This is a genomic window from Brevibacillus sp. 1238, from assembly GCF_029892995.1.
GTDB lineage: Bacteria > Bacillota > Bacilli > Brevibacillales > Brevibacillaceae > Brevibacillus > Brevibacillus parabrevis.
Genome location: NZ_JARXWC010000002.1, coordinates 176,907 through 193,792 on the forward strand (window position 1 = coordinate 176,907; position 16,886 = coordinate 193,792).

The 16,886-nt window shown below is 52.3% G+C and carries 16 protein-coding genes and 1 pseudogene; 13 read left to right on the forward strand and 4 right to left on the reverse strand.

Annotation, left to right across the window (positions count from 1 at the left end; translation table 11 throughout):
- Window positions 1–79: 79 nt before the first annotated feature.
- Window positions 80–1,123, reverse strand: a complete 1,044-nt coding sequence (gene cax, locus M2298_RS04635) for a calcium/proton exchanger (protein WP_063230764.1) — start codon at window positions 1,121–1,123, stop codon at window positions 80–82.
- 170 nt (window positions 1,124–1,293) lie between these two features.
- Between cax and M2298_RS04640 the strand changes: the two genes are divergently transcribed.
- Window positions 1,294–1,554, forward strand: coding sequence for a hypothetical protein (locus M2298_RS04640; RefSeq protein ID WP_122965778.1), 261 nt, complete (start codon window positions 1,294–1,296; stop codon window positions 1,552–1,554).
- A 74-nt stretch (window positions 1,555–1,628) separates the two neighbouring features.
- Here the strand turns inward: M2298_RS04640 and sleB are convergent.
- Window positions 1,629–2,279, reverse strand: a pseudogene (gene sleB / locus M2298_RS04645) (spore cortex-lytic enzyme); the annotation flags it as partial.
- Between the two features lie 257 nt (window positions 2,280–2,536).
- Between sleB and M2298_RS04650 the strand changes: the two are divergent.
- Complete coding sequence (locus M2298_RS04650) at window positions 2,537–4,165, forward strand: thiamine pyrophosphate-binding protein (RefSeq protein WP_280648277.1); 1,629 nt, start codon at window positions 2,537–2,539, stop codon at window positions 4,163–4,165.
- A gap of 76 nt (window positions 4,166–4,241) precedes the next feature.
- A complete protein-coding gene (locus M2298_RS04655; RefSeq protein WP_173595731.1) occupies window positions 4,242–4,577 on the forward strand; it encodes an Asp23/Gls24 family envelope stress response protein in 336 nt (111 codons plus the stop codon).
- A gap of 52 nt (window positions 4,578–4,629) precedes the next feature.
- Here M2298_RS04655 and ftsW read toward each other — a convergent pair whose 3' ends face one another.
- Together ftsW and M2298_RS04665 are read right to left on the reverse strand one after the other, a co-directional pair.
- The gene (gene ftsW / locus M2298_RS04660) at window positions 4,630–5,799 is read right to left on the reverse strand and encodes a putative lipid II flippase FtsW (RefSeq protein ID WP_122965782.1); all 1,170 of its coding nucleotides are present in this window, start codon (window positions 5,797–5,799) and stop codon (window positions 4,630–4,632) included.
- A gap of 71 nt (window positions 5,800–5,870) precedes the next feature.
- On the reverse strand, window positions 5,871–6,215 hold the full coding sequence (locus tag M2298_RS04665; RefSeq protein WP_063230770.1) for a YugN family protein: 345 nt from the start codon (window positions 6,213–6,215) through the stop codon (window positions 5,871–5,873).
- 182 nt (window positions 6,216–6,397) lie between these two features.
- Between M2298_RS04665 and M2298_RS04670 the strand changes: the two genes are divergently transcribed.
- The 10 genes from M2298_RS04670 (at window position 6,398) to M2298_RS04715 (ending at window position 16,743) form a co-directional block, all read left to right on the forward strand.
- Window positions 6,398–6,838, forward strand: a complete 441-nt coding sequence (locus M2298_RS04670) for a CBS domain-containing protein (protein WP_063230771.1) — start codon at window positions 6,398–6,400, stop codon at window positions 6,836–6,838.
- A 129-nt stretch (window positions 6,839–6,967) separates the two neighbouring features.
- Window positions 6,968–8,017, forward strand: a complete 1,050-nt coding sequence (locus M2298_RS04675; protein WP_122965783.1) for a MerR family transcriptional regulator — start codon at window positions 6,968–6,970, stop codon at window positions 8,015–8,017.
- A gap of 403 nt (window positions 8,018–8,420) precedes the next feature.
- Window positions 8,421–9,926 (forward strand): YcdB/YcdC domain-containing protein, encoded by a 1,506-nt coding sequence (locus M2298_RS04680; RefSeq protein WP_280648278.1) that lies wholly within the window; start codon window positions 8,421–8,423, stop codon window positions 9,924–9,926.
- An 81-nt stretch (window positions 9,927–10,007) separates the two neighbouring features.
- Window positions 10,008–10,550, forward strand: a complete 543-nt coding sequence (locus M2298_RS04685) for an RNA polymerase sigma factor (protein ID WP_280648279.1) — start codon at window positions 10,008–10,010, stop codon at window positions 10,548–10,550.
- Window positions 10,534–12,093 carry a hypothetical protein gene (locus M2298_RS04690; RefSeq protein ID WP_274875207.1) on the forward strand — a complete coding sequence of 520 codons (1,560 nt, stop codon included), beginning with the start codon at window positions 10,534–10,536 and terminating at the stop codon, window positions 12,091–12,093. The genes M2298_RS04685 and M2298_RS04690 overlap by 17 nt, the downstream gene beginning before the upstream one ends.
- Window positions 12,094–12,254: 161 nt before the next feature.
- The gene (locus tag M2298_RS04695; protein ID WP_217021738.1) at window positions 12,255–13,004 is read left to right on the forward strand and encodes a thermonuclease family protein; all 750 of its coding nucleotides are present in this window, start codon (window positions 12,255–12,257) and stop codon (window positions 13,002–13,004) included.
- A gap of 40 nt (window positions 13,005–13,044) precedes the next feature.
- Entirely contained in the window at window positions 13,045–13,587 is a 543-nt protein-coding gene (locus M2298_RS04700; RefSeq protein ID WP_280648280.1) for a hypothetical protein, read from the forward strand.
- A gap of 567 nt (window positions 13,588–14,154) precedes the next feature.
- Entirely contained in the window at window positions 14,155–14,808 is a 654-nt protein-coding gene (locus M2298_RS04705; protein ID WP_280648281.1) for a sensor histidine kinase, read from the forward strand.
- Window positions 14,805–15,635, forward strand: a complete 831-nt coding sequence (locus M2298_RS04710; RefSeq protein WP_173599170.1) for a sensor histidine kinase — start codon at window positions 14,805–14,807, stop codon at window positions 15,633–15,635. The genes M2298_RS04705 and M2298_RS04710 overlap by 4 nt, the downstream gene beginning before the upstream one ends.
- On the forward strand, window positions 15,613–16,743 hold the full coding sequence (locus M2298_RS04715; protein ID WP_173599169.1) for a response regulator: 1,131 nt from the start codon (window positions 15,613–15,615) through the stop codon (window positions 16,741–16,743). Before M2298_RS04710 ends, M2298_RS04715 begins: the two co-directional genes overlap by 23 nt.
- Window positions 16,744–16,886: the final 143 nt, after the last annotated feature.

Here is a 16,886-nt window from a genome sequence, read left to right on the forward strand (position 1 = left end):
GCCGCATGCACTCCTTTTTTAGTGAAACTGACTTCTCCTCTTCCCGTTGCGATAGCGAGGAAAGTCATGCGCGCGCTCGTCAAGCGAAGAAGAAGGCTGTACCCAAAATAATGTACACCGTAAGCAAAAGCACCCCTTCGAACCAGTTGGTCGCTCCGTCTTTTGTGATCGAGATCGTAATGAACGTAGCGACTCCGATGGCGGCCAGTTCAAATGGCGTAAACACGATATCCATCGGATTGCCGAGCAACAGGCTGACCAAAACGAGTGTGGGCGCCACGAACAGCGCGATTTGCAGACTGGAGCCGATGGCGATTTCCACGGCAGCGCCGATCCGTCCTTTCATGGCGAGCAACAGGGCAGCACTGTGCTCGGCGGCGTTCCCGATGATGGCGATGACGAACGCACCGACGAACAGCTCGGACCAGCCAAGCGAATGGGAGACGTGCTGGACGCCGTGCACAAGCCACTCGGAGACGACGGCGACAAACACGGTCGAGATGGCGAGCATCAGGATGGAGACGCCTTTTGACCAGACCGCGTCGCTTTCGTGCGGCTCGATATCGGACAAAAAGTCGCTGTGCGTAATCATCGAGAAAATCAGCCAGAGAACGTAGGCGATGATCAGCAAAATCGCGATGACGATGCTGAGCGTCTCAATTTTCACAGGCGGCAGCTCTCTCATGAAGACGGCAGGGATAAACAGCGCGACGATCGCCAGCGTCATCAGCGAAGCGTTGTGACCAGCGAGTCTGCTGTTGAAGTTTTGCTCCTTGTACTTGAGTCCGCCAAGCAACACGCTGAGTCCGAGCACGAGGAGCATGTTGCCGATAATCGCCCCGGTAATCGATGCCTTGACCATGTCGAACAAGCCTTCCTTGACGAGGAAAAAAGCAATGATAAGTTCTGCGGCGTTGCCAAAAGTAGCGTTCAAAAACCCGCCGATCCGGTCACCGGCGTAATGCGCGACGCTTTCCGTCGATTTGCCGAGCCAGGCCGCGAGAAAAATAATCGCCAGGGCGGAGGTAGCAAATTGGAAAAACTCGTTTTCTGTGAAGTAGTGCGCGAAGGCAGCCAGCAGCACAGATGCTCCGACGAGCGAAAAGAAAAGTCGTAAATTCATGTGATCACCTCAGATGCAGAATCAAATTACTTACCTACCTATTGAATCATACCAGCATTGTCTTCCTTTTTGTACCAAAAAGTTGGTCCCTGCGCGGAATTAGGAAGATAGGTATAGAGTTCCTCTTCTGACAGAAACTAAACGATGAAACAAGACAGGGAGGTGCTTTTATGACCAAGCCGATGCTTTGTCCTACATGCAAGTCAAACCGGATGCGCTTTACGATCATTGAGCAAGTACCGCGCTACATGCGTCTCGACCCGCAAACAGGCGAGGTAGTTCAGCAACTGTCGAGCGAGGAGCTGGACATTTTTCATCAGCCGTATAAAGGCGACTCATACATGATCCAGTGTGGAGTGTGCGGCACGACGGAATCAGAAGAGCGCTTTGTCAAAATGGCAGAGCATATGCAGACCCAGCGTTCGCAATGAACGCAGTTTCTGCGGACAAAAGGGAACAGGCACGCAGTCTTGTTGACTGTAGTGCCTGTTTTCGTGTTTCGGGCTTATCGGCAGAAGATGTGCCGGCCGATTTTTTTGATTTGCGGGCGGCTCCAAATCCAGCCGGATGTGGCTGTGTCCGGGTTGAAGTAGTAGATGGCTCCTCCGGTTGGGTCCCAGCCTTTCAGCGCATCGTTGACCGCTTTTTTGGACTGTTCGTTTGGGGTCAGCCAAATTTGTCCGTCCGCTACGGCAGTGAATGCGCGAGGCTCGAAGATTACTCCGGCTGGCGTGTTCGGGAAGGCGGGGTTTTTCGTCCGGTTCAAGATGACCGCCGCAACGGCTACCTGACCGATGTACGGCTCGCCGCGAGATTCGCCGTATACCGCGTTTGCCATCAGCCGCAAGTCGTTGGCTGATATGTTGGCGGCGTGGTACGTCTCTTTTTTCGGATTGCTTGGCGCGGGTGCGCTTGGAGCCGCCTGCGACGCGCCCAAATCCGCAGCGGTTGGCTTGTAGTTTTTGGTGGCATTGTACAGCTTCACTTTCGTTTTCGGCCCCAAAACGCCGTCTACGGGCAAACCAAACTCATACTGAAAGTTGCGGAGTGCCCAGTAAGAGCGCCAGCCGAAAATACCGTCAACCGTTCCGGTGTAAAACCCTAAATGCTTGAGACGGTATTGCATTTCGCGAACATCGCTTCCTTCTGTGCCGACTTTGACGACTTGTTGGCTGAATGCGTCAGAACGCAGCGGGGAAGCCATGACGGCGGTGGTGACGACGATTGCTACTGCTGCCAGTGCGATCAGCCATTTCACAGGCTGCTTCATTTTTGATCCTCCTTTGGGAATGTGCTTATCAGCTGATGATAATTGTTAGGTTCTCCATCTTTCTACAACAGGCCCTAGTAAAATATTGGAGAATGCGTACACTACCATTGACTTTTCGCTAACGAAGAAATGGAGGAGTAACGATGCTTGTGGCGCAATATCTTTCCAGGCAGCTCGCCGAATGGGGAGTCAAACGCATTTACGGAGTGGCCGGGGATGGCATTTTTGCCTGGCTGGATTCACTGGGGAAGCAGTCAGAGCTGCGATATATCGCATGCAAACACGAGTCTGCCGCCGCGATGATGGCGAGTGCGGAAGCGAAGCTGACTGGCAAGCCGGCGGTATGTACCGCGACGATGGGGCCGGGATTTGTCAATCTGCTCAATGGATTGGCGGACGCGCATACAGACCGCGTTCCTGTCATCGCCATTACCGGACAAGTCGAGACAGCCAAGCTCGGGGGCGGCTACAAGCAGTATGTGGCGCAGGAAGACATGATTCGCCCGATCAGCTGCTATCAGGCGACGGTGACTGAACCAGATGCCGTGGGCGAGGTGCTCCATCGCGCTTTTGTTTCCGCCGCGCAGCAAAAAGACGTCGCGCATCTGTCCATTTGCAAAAATGTGTTTGCCGAAAAAACGCAAGCGACAATCCTTCCGTCATTGCCACGCATCCCGCGCGTGCTGGGTGATCGCGTAGAGATCGAATCGGCGGCTGACCAGATCATGCAGGCCAAAGCGCCGCTCGTTTTGCTCGGGATTGGCGCGCGGCAGTCGGCGGCACTTTGCTTGCGGTTCGCTGAACAGCTTGGGGCCGGGATTGTTTTGTCTTTGGGGGCAAAAGGGGCCATCGAGGAGTCGCATCGACTTGTGCTGGGCGGCTTGGGTGAAGGGGGAAGCGAGGGGGTGCTGCAAGCGCTTGACGAAGCGGATTTGCTCGTCATTTTGGGGGCGAGCTGGTTTCCAAAAGAGTTTATTCCGAAGCATCTGCCGATTATTCAGGTCGATCATGCTGCTACGTCTATGCATGCACAGCCGAAGCTTCTTTCCGTCACTGCCGATCTGCTGGACGTATTGCCGCTGTGGCTTGCCCGTTTAAAAAATCGTCAGCGTGGCGAAGCTTGGGAACAGAGAGTAGAGAGCTGGCATGAGCAGCTTTGGGCGGAAAATGAGCAAATCAGCAAGGCGTCATCGCCCGACGAAGCGGTGAAGCCGGAGTTGTTATTGCATACAGTAGGGCGAATGGTGGCGGAGGACGCGATTGTGGCGCTCGATACCGGAGAGCATACGATCTGGTTTAATCGCGCATTTCGCGCAGTCAGGCAGTACCCGCTGTTTTCCGGGAAGTGGCGCACGATGGGCTTCGGCCTGCCAGCCGCGATTGCGGCCAAGCTCGCTTTTCCCGACAGACAAGTCGTGTGTGTGACAGGCGACGGCGGACTGCAAATGAACCTCGCGGAGCTGATGACGGCGGTGGAGCAGCAGCTTGCGATCACGCTGATCGTCGTCAACAACCAGACGCTCGGCTTGGAGGAGTTGAAAATGAAGCAGGAAGGCTACGGCTCCTTCGGCGTGAGGCTGACAAATCCAGACTTTTGCCTGTGGGCCAAGGCGTGCGGGGCTGACTCCGTGTCGGTGCGCAGCGCTGCGGAGCTGGAGCCGGCTTTGCAGCAAGCGCTCGCCAGCAATCGTTTGACACTGCTTGACATTCATTGCACCGCTCCGACATTAACCGAGAGAAAAAAACAAATCCCCTTCCAAGCCCAAGCATGATTTGTTTATAATGAAAGAAAAATCAGATAACACGGGAACAGCCGTTATCATTCGGTCAAAAGAGGAGGGCATCCTGATGGCTGAAAGACTGGGCGAGATCAGAGTGGCCGATCAAGTGATCGCGATCATTGCCGCTGTGGCAGTAGAGGATGTATTGGAGATTTCGGTGAGATCCGGCGGTTTGTATCAAGATTTGGCGAAAAAGCTGAATGGCGGTGCAAAAGGAATCACGGTAGCGGTAACGGAGGACAGGGTCATCATTGACATGCGGGTATCGGTCCGTTACGGATCGCAAATTCATCACGTTTGCCACACGCTGCAAGAAAAGGTGAAAGAAGCGGTGGAGAGCTTGACCGGACTGTTTGTGGATGCGGTCAACGTGCATGTGGAGACCGTCGATATTAGCAAATAAAAACGACCTGCGCAACAGCAGGCCGTTTTTTCTTTGGAGACGAATAGGCGCCCTACATCGAGTACGGCTGTTTTTTCATCTGTTCTTCCAGCTTTTGGCGGCTGACCTCACGTGATACGCTCAGCAAGAAGCCTGTCGAGATCAGACAAACGAGCAGGGATGACCCCCCGTAGCTGATAAAAGGCAGCGGCACGCCTGTCAGCGGGATCAGTCCGGTTACGCCACCGATATTCAAGATCGCCTGCAAGGCAATCATCGTGACGACACCGATTCCGGCCAAGCTGGCAAACGTGTCTTTGACGCGCAGGCAAATATGGATGCCGCGCAACAAAAACAGCAAATAAACCAGCAAAAACAAGGAAGCGCCGATGAAGCCAAGCTCCTCAGTAATGATCGAGAAAATAAAGTCGGTATGCATCTCGGGCAAGTACAAATACTTTTGGATGCTCTTCCCGAAGCCAGTCCCGGACAATCCTCCGTGAGCGATGGCGATCCACGACTGAATGATGTTGTACCCGGTTCCGCTTGGATCGTTCCAAGGATTGAGGTAAGAGTTGATCCGGTTCAAGGCGTGAGACTTCGTCGTGATGTAGGCAAGCAAGGCGACGGTGACAACCGGACCGCCGAGGCCGATCAGATGACGAAGTCTGGCCCCGCCGCAGATCATCACAACGAGAGCACTCCCGAGCAAAATGGCGGCGGACCCGAGATCGGGCTGCACGACAATCAGGAGAAAAAACAAACCTGTGACCATGAGCGGCGGCAGCAAACCTGACTTGAGTTTGCGTACACCTTCTCCTTTTTTCGAGAGAATGGCCGCCAGGTACAAGATCAGGCCAAGCTTGGCAAACTCTGCTGGTTGCAGGTTGGATGAGCCGATTTGGAACCAGGACCGCGCTCCCTTGATATTGACACCGATTCCCGGAATCAGTACGAGCACGAGCATGAAGAAGCTCACCATCGCAATCAGCAGGAAATTGCGTTTGTAAAAGGAGAAGGGAATATTCATGGCGACCAGCATGCCGACGACACCGATCAGGAGGAAGCGAATTTGCCGCTTCACGAAATACAGCTCGTCCCCGTTGCAATAGGAGCAGCCATTGGCTGTGAAGCTGGTCAGGGCGAAAATGGAGCTTGAGCTAAGCACCATGGTAATACCAAACCCGACAATCAGGGCAGTTAAAAACAGGAGCAGGAAGTCAGGTACGCCCCTCGTCTTCACGGTAATACCCCCTTCTACGTGAAACAGAGAGGGGATACCTCTCTGTATCGCAAGACATTTTCATTTTGAAATTAGTGCGAGGAAAGCTTTTCGCCGAGCATTTGCAGTTTCAGCTTGGCAGTTTTTACAACGGAATCAGGCATTGGATAGTCGTAGTCCAATCCGTGTGGGAAAAGGTGTTTGCCCATGTACGGCTCATCCAATTTCAGGACAGCGTGGGAATCTTCCAGCTTGCCTTCGGTCACGTTTGCTTCGATGCGCAGGTAGTAAACGTTTCCTTTATCTTGGATTTTATAATCGTATGTAGCGTGCTTGTAATCCCAGGCGCCACGATCAAAGCCGAGTTCGCTCATGTAATGTTCCAGATCAGCGAAAAAAACTTCTTTCGTGCCAATCCCCGTGTCCTTGATAACCATTCTTTTTCCTCCTACAAATGGTGAGATTTTCACTTATTAATGATAGTCTGTTTTTGGAAGAAGCGCAATGCATAACTCTGTTCCGCCACGATCTTATCATACCCTTTTGCAGCGCATGAAATGAGAGCAGAGAGGACACACTACAACCGTTCATTAGCAAACAGCAAAAGGAGGAGAACAAGATGGCGAAAGTGGAAAACCGCACACTGCGCGAAATTATGACCAAAGATGTCGCAACGGTGACGCTTAAGGATAATGTGTACGAAGTAGCTTGCAAAATGCGCGACTGGAACGTCGGTGTCATTCCGGTTGTCGATGAAAAGAACGATGTGATCGGGGTAATTACGGATCGCGATATCGTCATTCGCGGCCTGGCCGAGAAGCATGAAGGCTCGACGGCGACAGAGGTCGTCATGACCAAGGACATCGTTCTCGGCCAGCCGGGCATGACGGTCGATGAAGCAGCAAAAATCATGGCTGAGCACCAAATTCGTCGCCTGCCTGTCGTAGAAAACGGCAAGCTGGTCGGGATTGTCGCGATTGCGGACATGGCGATCCGCCAAGTACACCACGATGAGGCGAGCGATGCGCTTCAGGAAATTTCCGAGCCTGCCCGCCACTGACAGGCGGATACAAGAGAAGCAACCTGAGAAAAAGCTGCCGCACAGGCAGTTTTTTTTCGTTTTTCCCTGTACATTGACGCAACGGTAAGGTATATGATACCGATAAGAAGCTGACAGGGAGAGAAATGCATGCTGATCAATGATATGGCGCGCAGGCTGCAAATTACGCCAAGAGCGATTCGTTATTATGAAGAAAAAGAGCTGATCAAGCCAGCCAAAGCAGATGAGTCCGGGTATCGTCATTTTACCGAAGAAGATGTATGGCGATTGCAAACGATCATCACGCTGCGCGAGGTCGGCATGTCGATTGACGATATACGCGAGCTGCTCTCGCAAATGAAGGAGCAGGAAGGCAGTCTGCTGCATTATCTGGATCTCCAGCGCTCTTTCATGTACACGCGATGGGTGGAAATGGCCAAAGTCATCCAGACGACAGAAGCGATGATCGAGCGGATCGGACACAGTCAAACGATCGATCCAGCCGAGTTGTTCGAGCTGGCTGAGGCGAACAAACGGTTGCGGCAGTCCCGCGACAACTGGGTGGATCGCTGGAATTTCAACCAGATCGCCAACTATTACGATGACTGGGTCACCAGCGAATCGCAAAGCTTTAACGCCCACCAATCATACGAGACAGTGCTGGACGAGGTCGTCGCCGCACTTGGCCCGATTCACGGGGAGATCGGACTGGACGCAGGCACGGGTACAGGCAATCTCGCCAAACGGCTGGTCAGCCAGGGAGCGATCATGAGCGGCTTTGACCAGTCGCCGCAAATGCTGAACCGTTGCCGCAGCAAACTGCCTGCCATGGAAACGAAGCTCGGCACCTTTTTCGCCTTCCCGTTTCTGGAAAATCGCTTTGATTTTGTGGCGACGAGCTACGCGCTGCACCATCTCGACGATGAGCAAAAGCTGCTCGCCTTGGCGGAGTGCCGCCGTGTACTGAAGCCGACAGGGCGCCTAGTGATTGCGGATTTCATGTTTGTGGATGAAGGGCACAGGCAGGCGCACATCGCTGAGCTGACCAGAGAAGGCAAAGACGAAGCGATCATGCAAATCCACGATCGGTTTTACGCCGATCGCTCCCGGTTGCTTGCAGAGCTTGACGCTCTCGGCTTTCAAATCGAGGCGAAGCAACTGACCGTCTACACGCATTTGCTCATCGCCAGACTGCGCTAAAACATTCCTTTACTTTTGGGCTCTTCCAATCGCTGACACGTGCCTAGCCTTCTGCATAGGCTGTAACGAGAAGGAAAGGAGGACTCCACTATGGGTCTGTTCGATGGCTTTTTTGATCGCGATAACGATGAGTTTCTGTGGATTATCATTGTCGTGGTTGTTCTGCTGTTTTTGTTTAGCGCCGATCGTGACTAAGTCTGTACGTATAGACAAAACGACCTTGTGGAAGGTCGTTTTTTTCGGTTTGGCATCTGCCGGGCACAGACGCTGGGAAGCGCGCAGAGAATTTGCCTGGGACAAGCTTTTGCGAGCAAGCTGCGAAAATTTGTAACCTTTTCCAAACTCATGCGAATAACCCAGTGAGCAACAAAAAACAACATTCACCATTCAGGAGGCAAGGAAAATGAAAAAATGGAACAGTGCCGTCATGTCAATTGTCGCTGCAACCCTTTTGGCAGCAAGCCCCGCATGGGCAGTTCAAGCGAGCGCGAAGTCAGCCGACAGCACGGCAGCACAAGCCCAGGGAGCCGCGCAGCAAACGATCGCGAAACTGGAAAAGCTTCTGCCGTACATGGAGCAGTTGCCCGTTGAAAAAGTGAGTCTGGATGAGGACAGTGACGTCATCGTCGTCGAGCGCAGAAAGCTGGAAGAAGATAAAGAGGCGGCGATGACCATTTATTTGAACAAGCAAACAGGCAGCATTCAGAGCTTCGAATATGCAGCGGATGATGCAGGCGACGAAGAGCTGTCGCCCGACGAGCAGAAGAGAAAAGCGGACGTGTTTTTGCGCGAGCTGCTCGGTGATGCTGCGGAAGGCTACCAGTTCGACGCCAAACGGTCCGAAGAACTAGGAACACCAAGTTATCAGCTCGTGGTAAACGGCATTCCGTTTTTTGAGCGCAACTTGCTCGTCAGCGTGAACGGAAACGGCGAAGTGTCAGGGCTGATGGCGAATGCCGCAAGCAATCCGCTGTCTTCCGCAAACTTGCCGAAGAAAGAAGAGGCCATCTCTGTAGCGCAAGCCGAGAAAGCAATTGCCGAGTGGATGACACCTGCGTATCGTTTGCAAAAAGACGGCAAGAGCATGATGCTGACCTATCATGTGTCCTGGTCGGGCATGCTCGATGCCAAAACCGGACAATCGGTAGAGACGCAGCACTCGCAGTTTTACTATGAACCCGATCTTTCTGGTGCCCTCCTTCCCGTATCGCCGCAGGGCAAGACTTTGACGGCAAAAGACAAAGCGGAAGCAGCGGCATTGCTGAAAACGATCATCGGCTTCAATACAGAGGACGCTACTTACGTGGAGCGGGCTGCGGAAGATACGCCAGAGGGCAAGGTGCAAAACTATGTCTGGAAAAAGGGAACATTCGTTGCGAACGTATCCGTTAAAGCAGCAACCGGACAAGTCATCGATGTGAGTCTGGAACCGAGCCAATATGTGGAGCCAAAGCAGAAAGTAACCGTGGAAGCAGCGAGGAAAGCAGCCGTGCAGGTGCTGCAAGTCTACTTGGACAAAGAGACGAAAGCGGTAGCGTTAGATGCAAGCTCCTATCTGAAAGACCCGAACGCTTACCGCTTCACTTTTTACCGCACGCAAAACGGTTTGCCCGTCTTAAACCATGCTTATCAGGTGACGATCGACAAAGAAACGGGCAAAGTGATCGGACTGTTCGGTGAATTTTCCAAACCGGCAAATGTGGTCTATCCCGATCCGGCCAACATCGTTCCGCGCGAGCAAGTAGCCAAGGAGTATTTGAAACATCATCCGCTGAGCCTGGTCTATCTGGAGCCAGTATTGGATGGCAAGCGCCAGCCGAATCCGCTGCTCGTGTACAAGTCTGCGAAGAGTGAAAGTGTACAGGAATATGTGGATGCCGTGACAGGAAGCAGTATCCCTCGGAAATAGTTTACGGATAGAGCGTGTGCCTGCCCTTTCGCGGAAGCGGGCAGGCGCACCTTTTAGGGATGGGGAGACGGAGGAAACCCAATGAACGAAACGTACGAAGAGCGGATTGCGAACCTGGTCGACACGTACTACCAGGATGTCTTCTATTTCCTCTATCATTTTATCGGGAATCGGAGCGATGCCGAGGACATCACCCAGGAAGTCTTTATACGAGTGTTGCAAGCATTGCCGCGGTATGACGGAAGAGTCCGGATGAAAACATGGATTTTTTCCATAGCGAAACATGCGGCAATCGACCTGTATCGCCGCCGGAAATTTCAACGTTTTTTTGCGGATTGGTGGTTCAGCGAGTTGCCAGCCAAGGATGGCTTGCCGGAAGAGCTGTTTGTAGAAAAAGAACGGGACCAAGAGCTGAAACAGGCGATTCTCGCGCTTCCACCCAAATATCGTCTAGCTATTATTTTACGTTCCATCAAAGGGTGCAGCATAAAAGAAACAGCGGAAATTCTCGGCATATCCGAATCAAAAGTAAAAGTGGACTATCACCGCGCGATCAAGCTGATTCAAAAACAGTTGAACGTGCGAACAGCAGGTGAGGGGGGAAAGCATGTATTGGGAAGATGACGAGTTCCTGCACGAACGCATGAAAAGACTTGGCGGAAATGTACCTGCACCGCGAACAGAAGAAATCAAGCGGCTGCAAGGGGTGTTGTCCAAACAGGCGCGCGAGATGGACAGGCGCAGCAAAATGAGCAGGACGGCAAGCTGGACGCTGCAGACGGCTGCTTTTTTTGCCCTGGCTGTATGGGGCACTTCTCTGGCGTTTCCTTCCGTGAAACAGGAGCTGCCTGGCAATTCGGAGCAGGCGAAGCCCTCCTACGAAACCGTGAATCCGCCGTCTGCACAGAAGACTTCTCCGCTGGAACGAGAAAAGGACGGGAAAGCTGCTCAGGAAAAGGAACAGCAGGCGAAGCCAACTAAGCAAAAGGCAACAGAGACACGAACAGAAACGAGAAAGCAGACTGTCCCGCCGACGAGCCAAACCGTCGCGCCAGCCGAGCCGTATGCAGCAACAGCCGATGGCAGCGCAACCAAAAAGGCGGCGGCCTATTTGGAACAGCTGATCGGAGCCGAGCAGCGTCAGTACAAGCTGGTCGAATCGCTTGCCGATCCGAAGCAAAACCAGCACGTCTTTGTGCGTCAAGTAAACGGGCTTCCGTTTCTCAACGAGCATTACACGGTCGGGTTGGATGAGCGCAACAACGGGAAGGCAATTGCGGCCAAGCAGATTCAAGGAGGCAAATGGAGCGAGCAGCTTTTCCCTGATCCGGCTGCTGCCATCGAAAAAGCGGAGGCCGAAACGATTCTCGTCCAAGCATTGACGCCTTATTTTGCCGAGACGCAAACGAGTGGCTACGATCCGGCTCTGATGGGCTTCCTCGATGCGCAAAGCGGGCAGTTGATCGGCGTTGACAAGGCACATGACTCGTTGCGCGGCAAAACGTACAAGCTGGATGCCGAGCGGACAAGCTGGAAGGTGACGACGGAAGACGAGGCTGTGCAGTTGGTGGCGAGCGAGTTTGGCTTGACGGTGGAAAAAACGTTCTGGCGAGCGGAGAACGACTTTTTGGACACGCGCAACTATCGGTGGCGCTTGGAGAACGGCGGCAGCATCGCGCTAAAAACCGTTTCCTCCACGGGAGAGGTCGTGGAACTGGAGTACAAAAGTCTGCCGGCTGCTTCTGACAGGACAACCGCTCCCAAAGATGCTGCGGCAGCGACACAGACAGCGGCTTCGTTCCTGCAACATTACCTCGCTTCGGAAGTGACGGGCTTGCAAGTCATGGAAGTCGAACAGGACAAACTGGCTTACCGCATTTATTTTCAAGCGTTGTCCAAAGCAAATGACGCTGCTGCCTTGCCTGTCTACACCGTTACGGTCCAAGCAGCGACTGGTCAAATCGTCGGGTTTCAGAAGACGCCGCCGAAACAGGAGCAGGCTGCGCACAAACCAAACCGGCAAGCAAGCGCTGTCGAAGCCGCCAAACAGTACGTAGAGCGCCATCCCCTGCAATTGGCTTACGTCTGGATCAAGGGCGAGACGGCCCCTTCCCTGGTTTACGTTCCGCTGGAGCGAGATATGCTGTCTGATTATATCGAAGAGTAGAACAGGCAGGGCTTTGCTTGAAAATTGTGGGGGAGAATTATAAAATCATAAAAATCGCAATCGCGTAAAACTGACACGTTCTGGGTCAGTTTTTTCGCGTGTCAGACGGTTTTTACGAAAGCAGTCATAACGAGAAGCAATGCGGAAGAGGAGAAGACAAAATGAAACGAAAGCTAGTGATGTACCTGTTCGCGGTAGCGCTTTTGCTTGCGGCTTGTTCTACAGCAGAAGGACCAAAGGCAAACGGAGAAATGACGGCGACCGTCAAACGCGTGGTCGATGGAGATACGTTTGAGCTGGCGAGCGGGGAAAAGGTGAGGATGATCGGAGTCGATACACCGGAAACGGTCAAGCCTAACCATCCCGTCGAACCGTACGGCAAAGAAGCAAGCAATTACACGAAAGAGCTGCTGACGGGCAAAAAGGTCACGCTCAAGTTTGATGTAGAGCCGTACGACAAATACCAGCGGCTGCTCGCTTACGTGTACATGGAAGACGGGACGTTCGTCAACGAAAAGCTGGTGCGGGAAGGGTATGCGCGGATTATGACCATCCCGCCGAATGTGGCCCAGGCCGATTTGTTTTTGACCGCAGAGCGGGAAGCGCGGGAAGGCAACCGCGGGCTGTGGGGGCTGGATGTAGGCGAGCAGGGTGCAGACGCCAAGGACGCAGACAAAAAAGCGGCAGGCAAAAAGGACAAAGCCAAGGATGAGTCCAAAGCGCAGCCGAGCAAGTCCGCGGACAGCGACACCCCGCCAGAGGGCAAGGCGATCAAAGGCAACATCAACGCCAAAGGCGAGAAAATTTACCATGTTCCCGGCTCGGCCAGCTACGAGCAAACGAAGGCGGAAATGTGGTTTGCCACAGAAGAAGAGGCGCAAGCAGCAGGGTTTCGCGCTCCGAAACGATAGTCTTTGTCTGGGCAAGCCGTAAAGCGCTAGGGGGCAGGGCATGAACATAAAGCGGATTGCGATTTTGAGTGCCGTTGTAATAGCAGTGATCTGCGTCAATATGCTGTCGTTATTTGACTGGGATCACGATCCGGTAGCCAAACAAGGAGTCATGGATTTGCGCGGGTGGACGGAAGGCGCAACAAAGCCGCTCAAGCTCAAGGGAGAGTGGGAGTTTTATCCGGGCCAGCTCCTTTCGAGGCTACCGGAAAATCAGCCTGCCAGCTTCCCATACATTCAGACCCCCGGAAATTGGGGGCCAAGCTTGAATGCTGACGATGCCCGCAGCGCCATAGGCTACGGGACGTATCGGTTAACCGTGGTGATGGATGCCGAGCAAGCCGGGCAGATCGCTTTTCGCGTACCGCTGATTCGCTCTGCCCATCGGTTAATCGTTGATGGCCAGGAGATTGGCGCGAAAGGAATTGTGGTCCCAGACCCGGCGCAATATTTTGGACAAGCTGTTCCGTATGTCGCGTGGAAAAAATCGAGAAAGAGCGCTTCGATATTTTCGTTCAAGTCGTTAACTTTGACCATGCCGTAAGCGGAGGCATCATTCAGCCGATCAGCATGGGGCCTGTTGCTGCAATCGTAGGGGAACACCAGCGAATCGCTGCACTTGATTTTGCCATTCTCGTAGTATATTTGCTGTTTACCTTGTATTTCGGACTTCTCCATTTTTTTTGATCGGAAAAATAGCTGGGAGTGGCTCTCCCTGTTTTTCTTTTTTCTAGCGGTTGTTGTATCGGTGAATAGCACCAAATGGCTTTCCTACTTGCTGCCGTTTCTTTCTTTTCACGCAACTGTGACGATATGCTGGATTGCCAGGATCGGACTGAATTACTGTGTGTTCATATTCGTCTATCGTCGCTGCCAGCGGCGAGTAGACAAGTGGCTCAAAAAGTTGGTACTGCTTATAAGCTGCGCATTTATTCGCATGATCCTCGTGTTTCCGCCTGACTAGGCGACGCAGTACATAGCAGCGTGGAATCTTGTCTCTACCTTGATGTATATTTTCATACTCGTTCTGCTCATTTGGAGCTTGCGAAGCAAAGAGGAGGGGGCCTGGTATGAGTTTCTGGCTTTTTGTCTGTTTGCATCGGAAGCTTTGTTGAACGCGCTAATCATTTTTGGAATCACGGAACAAGGCGGCTGGTACTTCTTTCAAAACTTCAGCTTCCTCGTAGTCATTTCTTTTTTGTTCCTGCAACAAGTCATTCTCGCTTACCGCAAGACCGAGAAGATCACACAGGAAATGCTGCTTGTCGACAAGTTCAAAAATGAATTTATGGCGAGCATTTCCGAGCAAATGGTAACGCCGCTCAATGCGACGATCAGCATTGCAGATGCGCGATTGCATGAGGACGACAAACTGACGCCTGACCAGAGGCATGACCTGCGGATTATCACTTCTGTAGGCTGGACGATCAGAAGCATGGTCAATGACTTGCTCGACTTTTCCCGCTTGCGCAACAAAACTATGCTGCTGCAAGTTCGACCGATTGACTTTCGCTCAGTGGTCAACGAAGGAATCGAGAGGCTGTACTACCTCGATTTTGATCACAGCGTCTTGTTCGAGAACAAGATTCCTTTGGGGTTTCCGCCCATTTTAGCGGATGAGGAGAGAATGGATCAGCTGCTCATGAGCATTTTGATCCACGCTCAAAAGAAAGTGATTCGCGGGAAAATCATCATTGAGGCGAGCGTAAAGGAGCCGTTTGCCGACATTTCCATCCGGTTGCAGGGCGAGGGAATGACGGAGTGATAACGGTTCACGCTGATTCTCCTGAAGATGTCGTATACCGCCTGGCTATTCCATTGGCGAATACAGGACAGCAAGAGGTTTCGCGAAAGCTTGTTGAAGCTGTGCTGCCGAAGCCAACGATGCGAGCCGATCGTGTCAGCGTTGCGCCGAGCGGCGAGGGAGCATTGGCGGAAGCGGAAATTTTAGTCGTGGATGACGACAGCGCGGGATGGACGGGAGGCTATGCAAATTCTGGGAAACAGGATGAAAATACGCTTAATTCCATTGCGTCGCTGAGTCGGAGTGAACCTGACCGGATGGCTTCCTTGTTAAATGAATTTGGGCAATATTTGCGGGAGAGCTTCCGGTTTGAAAGCTCGGAGCCGCTCATTCCGTTCGAACGGGAATTGGCGCTGGTTCGTTCTTACTTGCACATCGAGAAGGTCAGATTTGAAGATTGGCTCTCCTATCAGATTGAAATCTCCACCACGACTGATTTTTTGATCCCGCCTCTGACGTTGCAAACGCTGGTGGAAAATGCGATTCGCCATGGCATTATGCAGCAGGCTGAAGGGGGACATGTGCTCATTCGTGTCTACCGAACAGACGAGCATGTGTGCGTCGCGGTAGAGGATGACGGCGTTGGCATCGCTGCGGATGTCCTCGAACATTTATTTACAGATTCATTGTCTGGTGGAATCGGCTTGAAAAATATCGAGCGGCGATTAAGGCAACTGTTCGGCCAAGGATTGCGGATCAACAGTGCACAAGGGACAGGAACCGAGATTTTGATTCGTCTGCCGCTGGAAAAGGTAGGGATTTCGTATGAAAGTAATCATCGTGGATGACGAGCCGCTTGCCCTTCGCCATCTCGCACAGGAGCTTGAACGCATCGGCGGGCTGAACATTTTGGGACAATACCGCAACCCGCAGTTGGCTCTCGAACGAATCACCCAGGAACCAATGGATGCGGTGTTTCTGGACATTCAGATGCCAGGTGTCAACGGAATCGAGTTAGCCGAGCGAATTTTGCAGCTGTATCCGCACATGGCGATCGTTTTTGTGACGGCATACGACGAATACGCAATCAAGGCTTTTGAGCTGAATGCGCTGGATTACATTTTGAAGCCGATTCAACATGAGCGCTTGCAAAAAACGATTCAGCGACTCGGCAAACAAGCGCCGCTTGAGGCTGTTGCAGCTCGTAATGCTGATCCGGAAAACGGATTGATCCACAGCCTTCGCTCTTTGCAACTAGAGCTGGCTGGCCAAAAGCCGCTGACGTTGCGCTGGAAAACCGTAAAAGCACAAGAAATTTTCGCCTTTTTGCTACACCACCGGGGAACGGTTGTCAAAAAACAAGTTCTTCTCGACCAGTTTTGGCCGGGAATCGATTGGAAAAAAGGGATTACGCAGCTTTATACGACCGTTTATCAGATCAGAAAAGTCATCAATGAAGAAAAAATGAGCGTTCAGATCGTCAACTGTGACGAAGGCTACTTGCTGGAGATGAATGGCACGAGACTGGACGTGCAGGAGTGGGAAGCCAACCTGAACACCGCGCCACCGCTTGATCCGGAAACATTGGACGTGCATCTGTCCGTATTACAGCAGTACCGCGGAGATTACTTGGCTGACCATCATTACTTGTGGGCTGAAACCGAACGAATCCGACTGCGCGGAAAATTTCTTCAGCATGCGCATGACATTTTTCGCTTTTTCGTAGAGCGCAACCAGTTGACACAGGCCGTTTCGCATTATTTGCACGTCCAAAAAATCTTGCCTTCCGAAGAAGCACTCTATTATGAACTGATGCGTCTTTACGCCAAGCTTGGCGATCGTTTTTCCGTGGAAAAGCAATACGACTTGCTCGTGTCTATGCTACGAACTGAGTTTGACGCCCAGGCTCATCCGGCGGTTCAAGCGTGGTTTGCGCAGTGGAAACAAAAATCATAACGAAGAGCCGACTTTTTACAGGTCGGATTTTTTGATGAAAAAAACCTATTTCTATTTTTGTTTTTAGTATTTTTTGCCTATAAATATTGCGTTTCCATGAAAAAATAGGTTTTTTCCAAAAAAAGTGCGACGGTTTCAAAAAT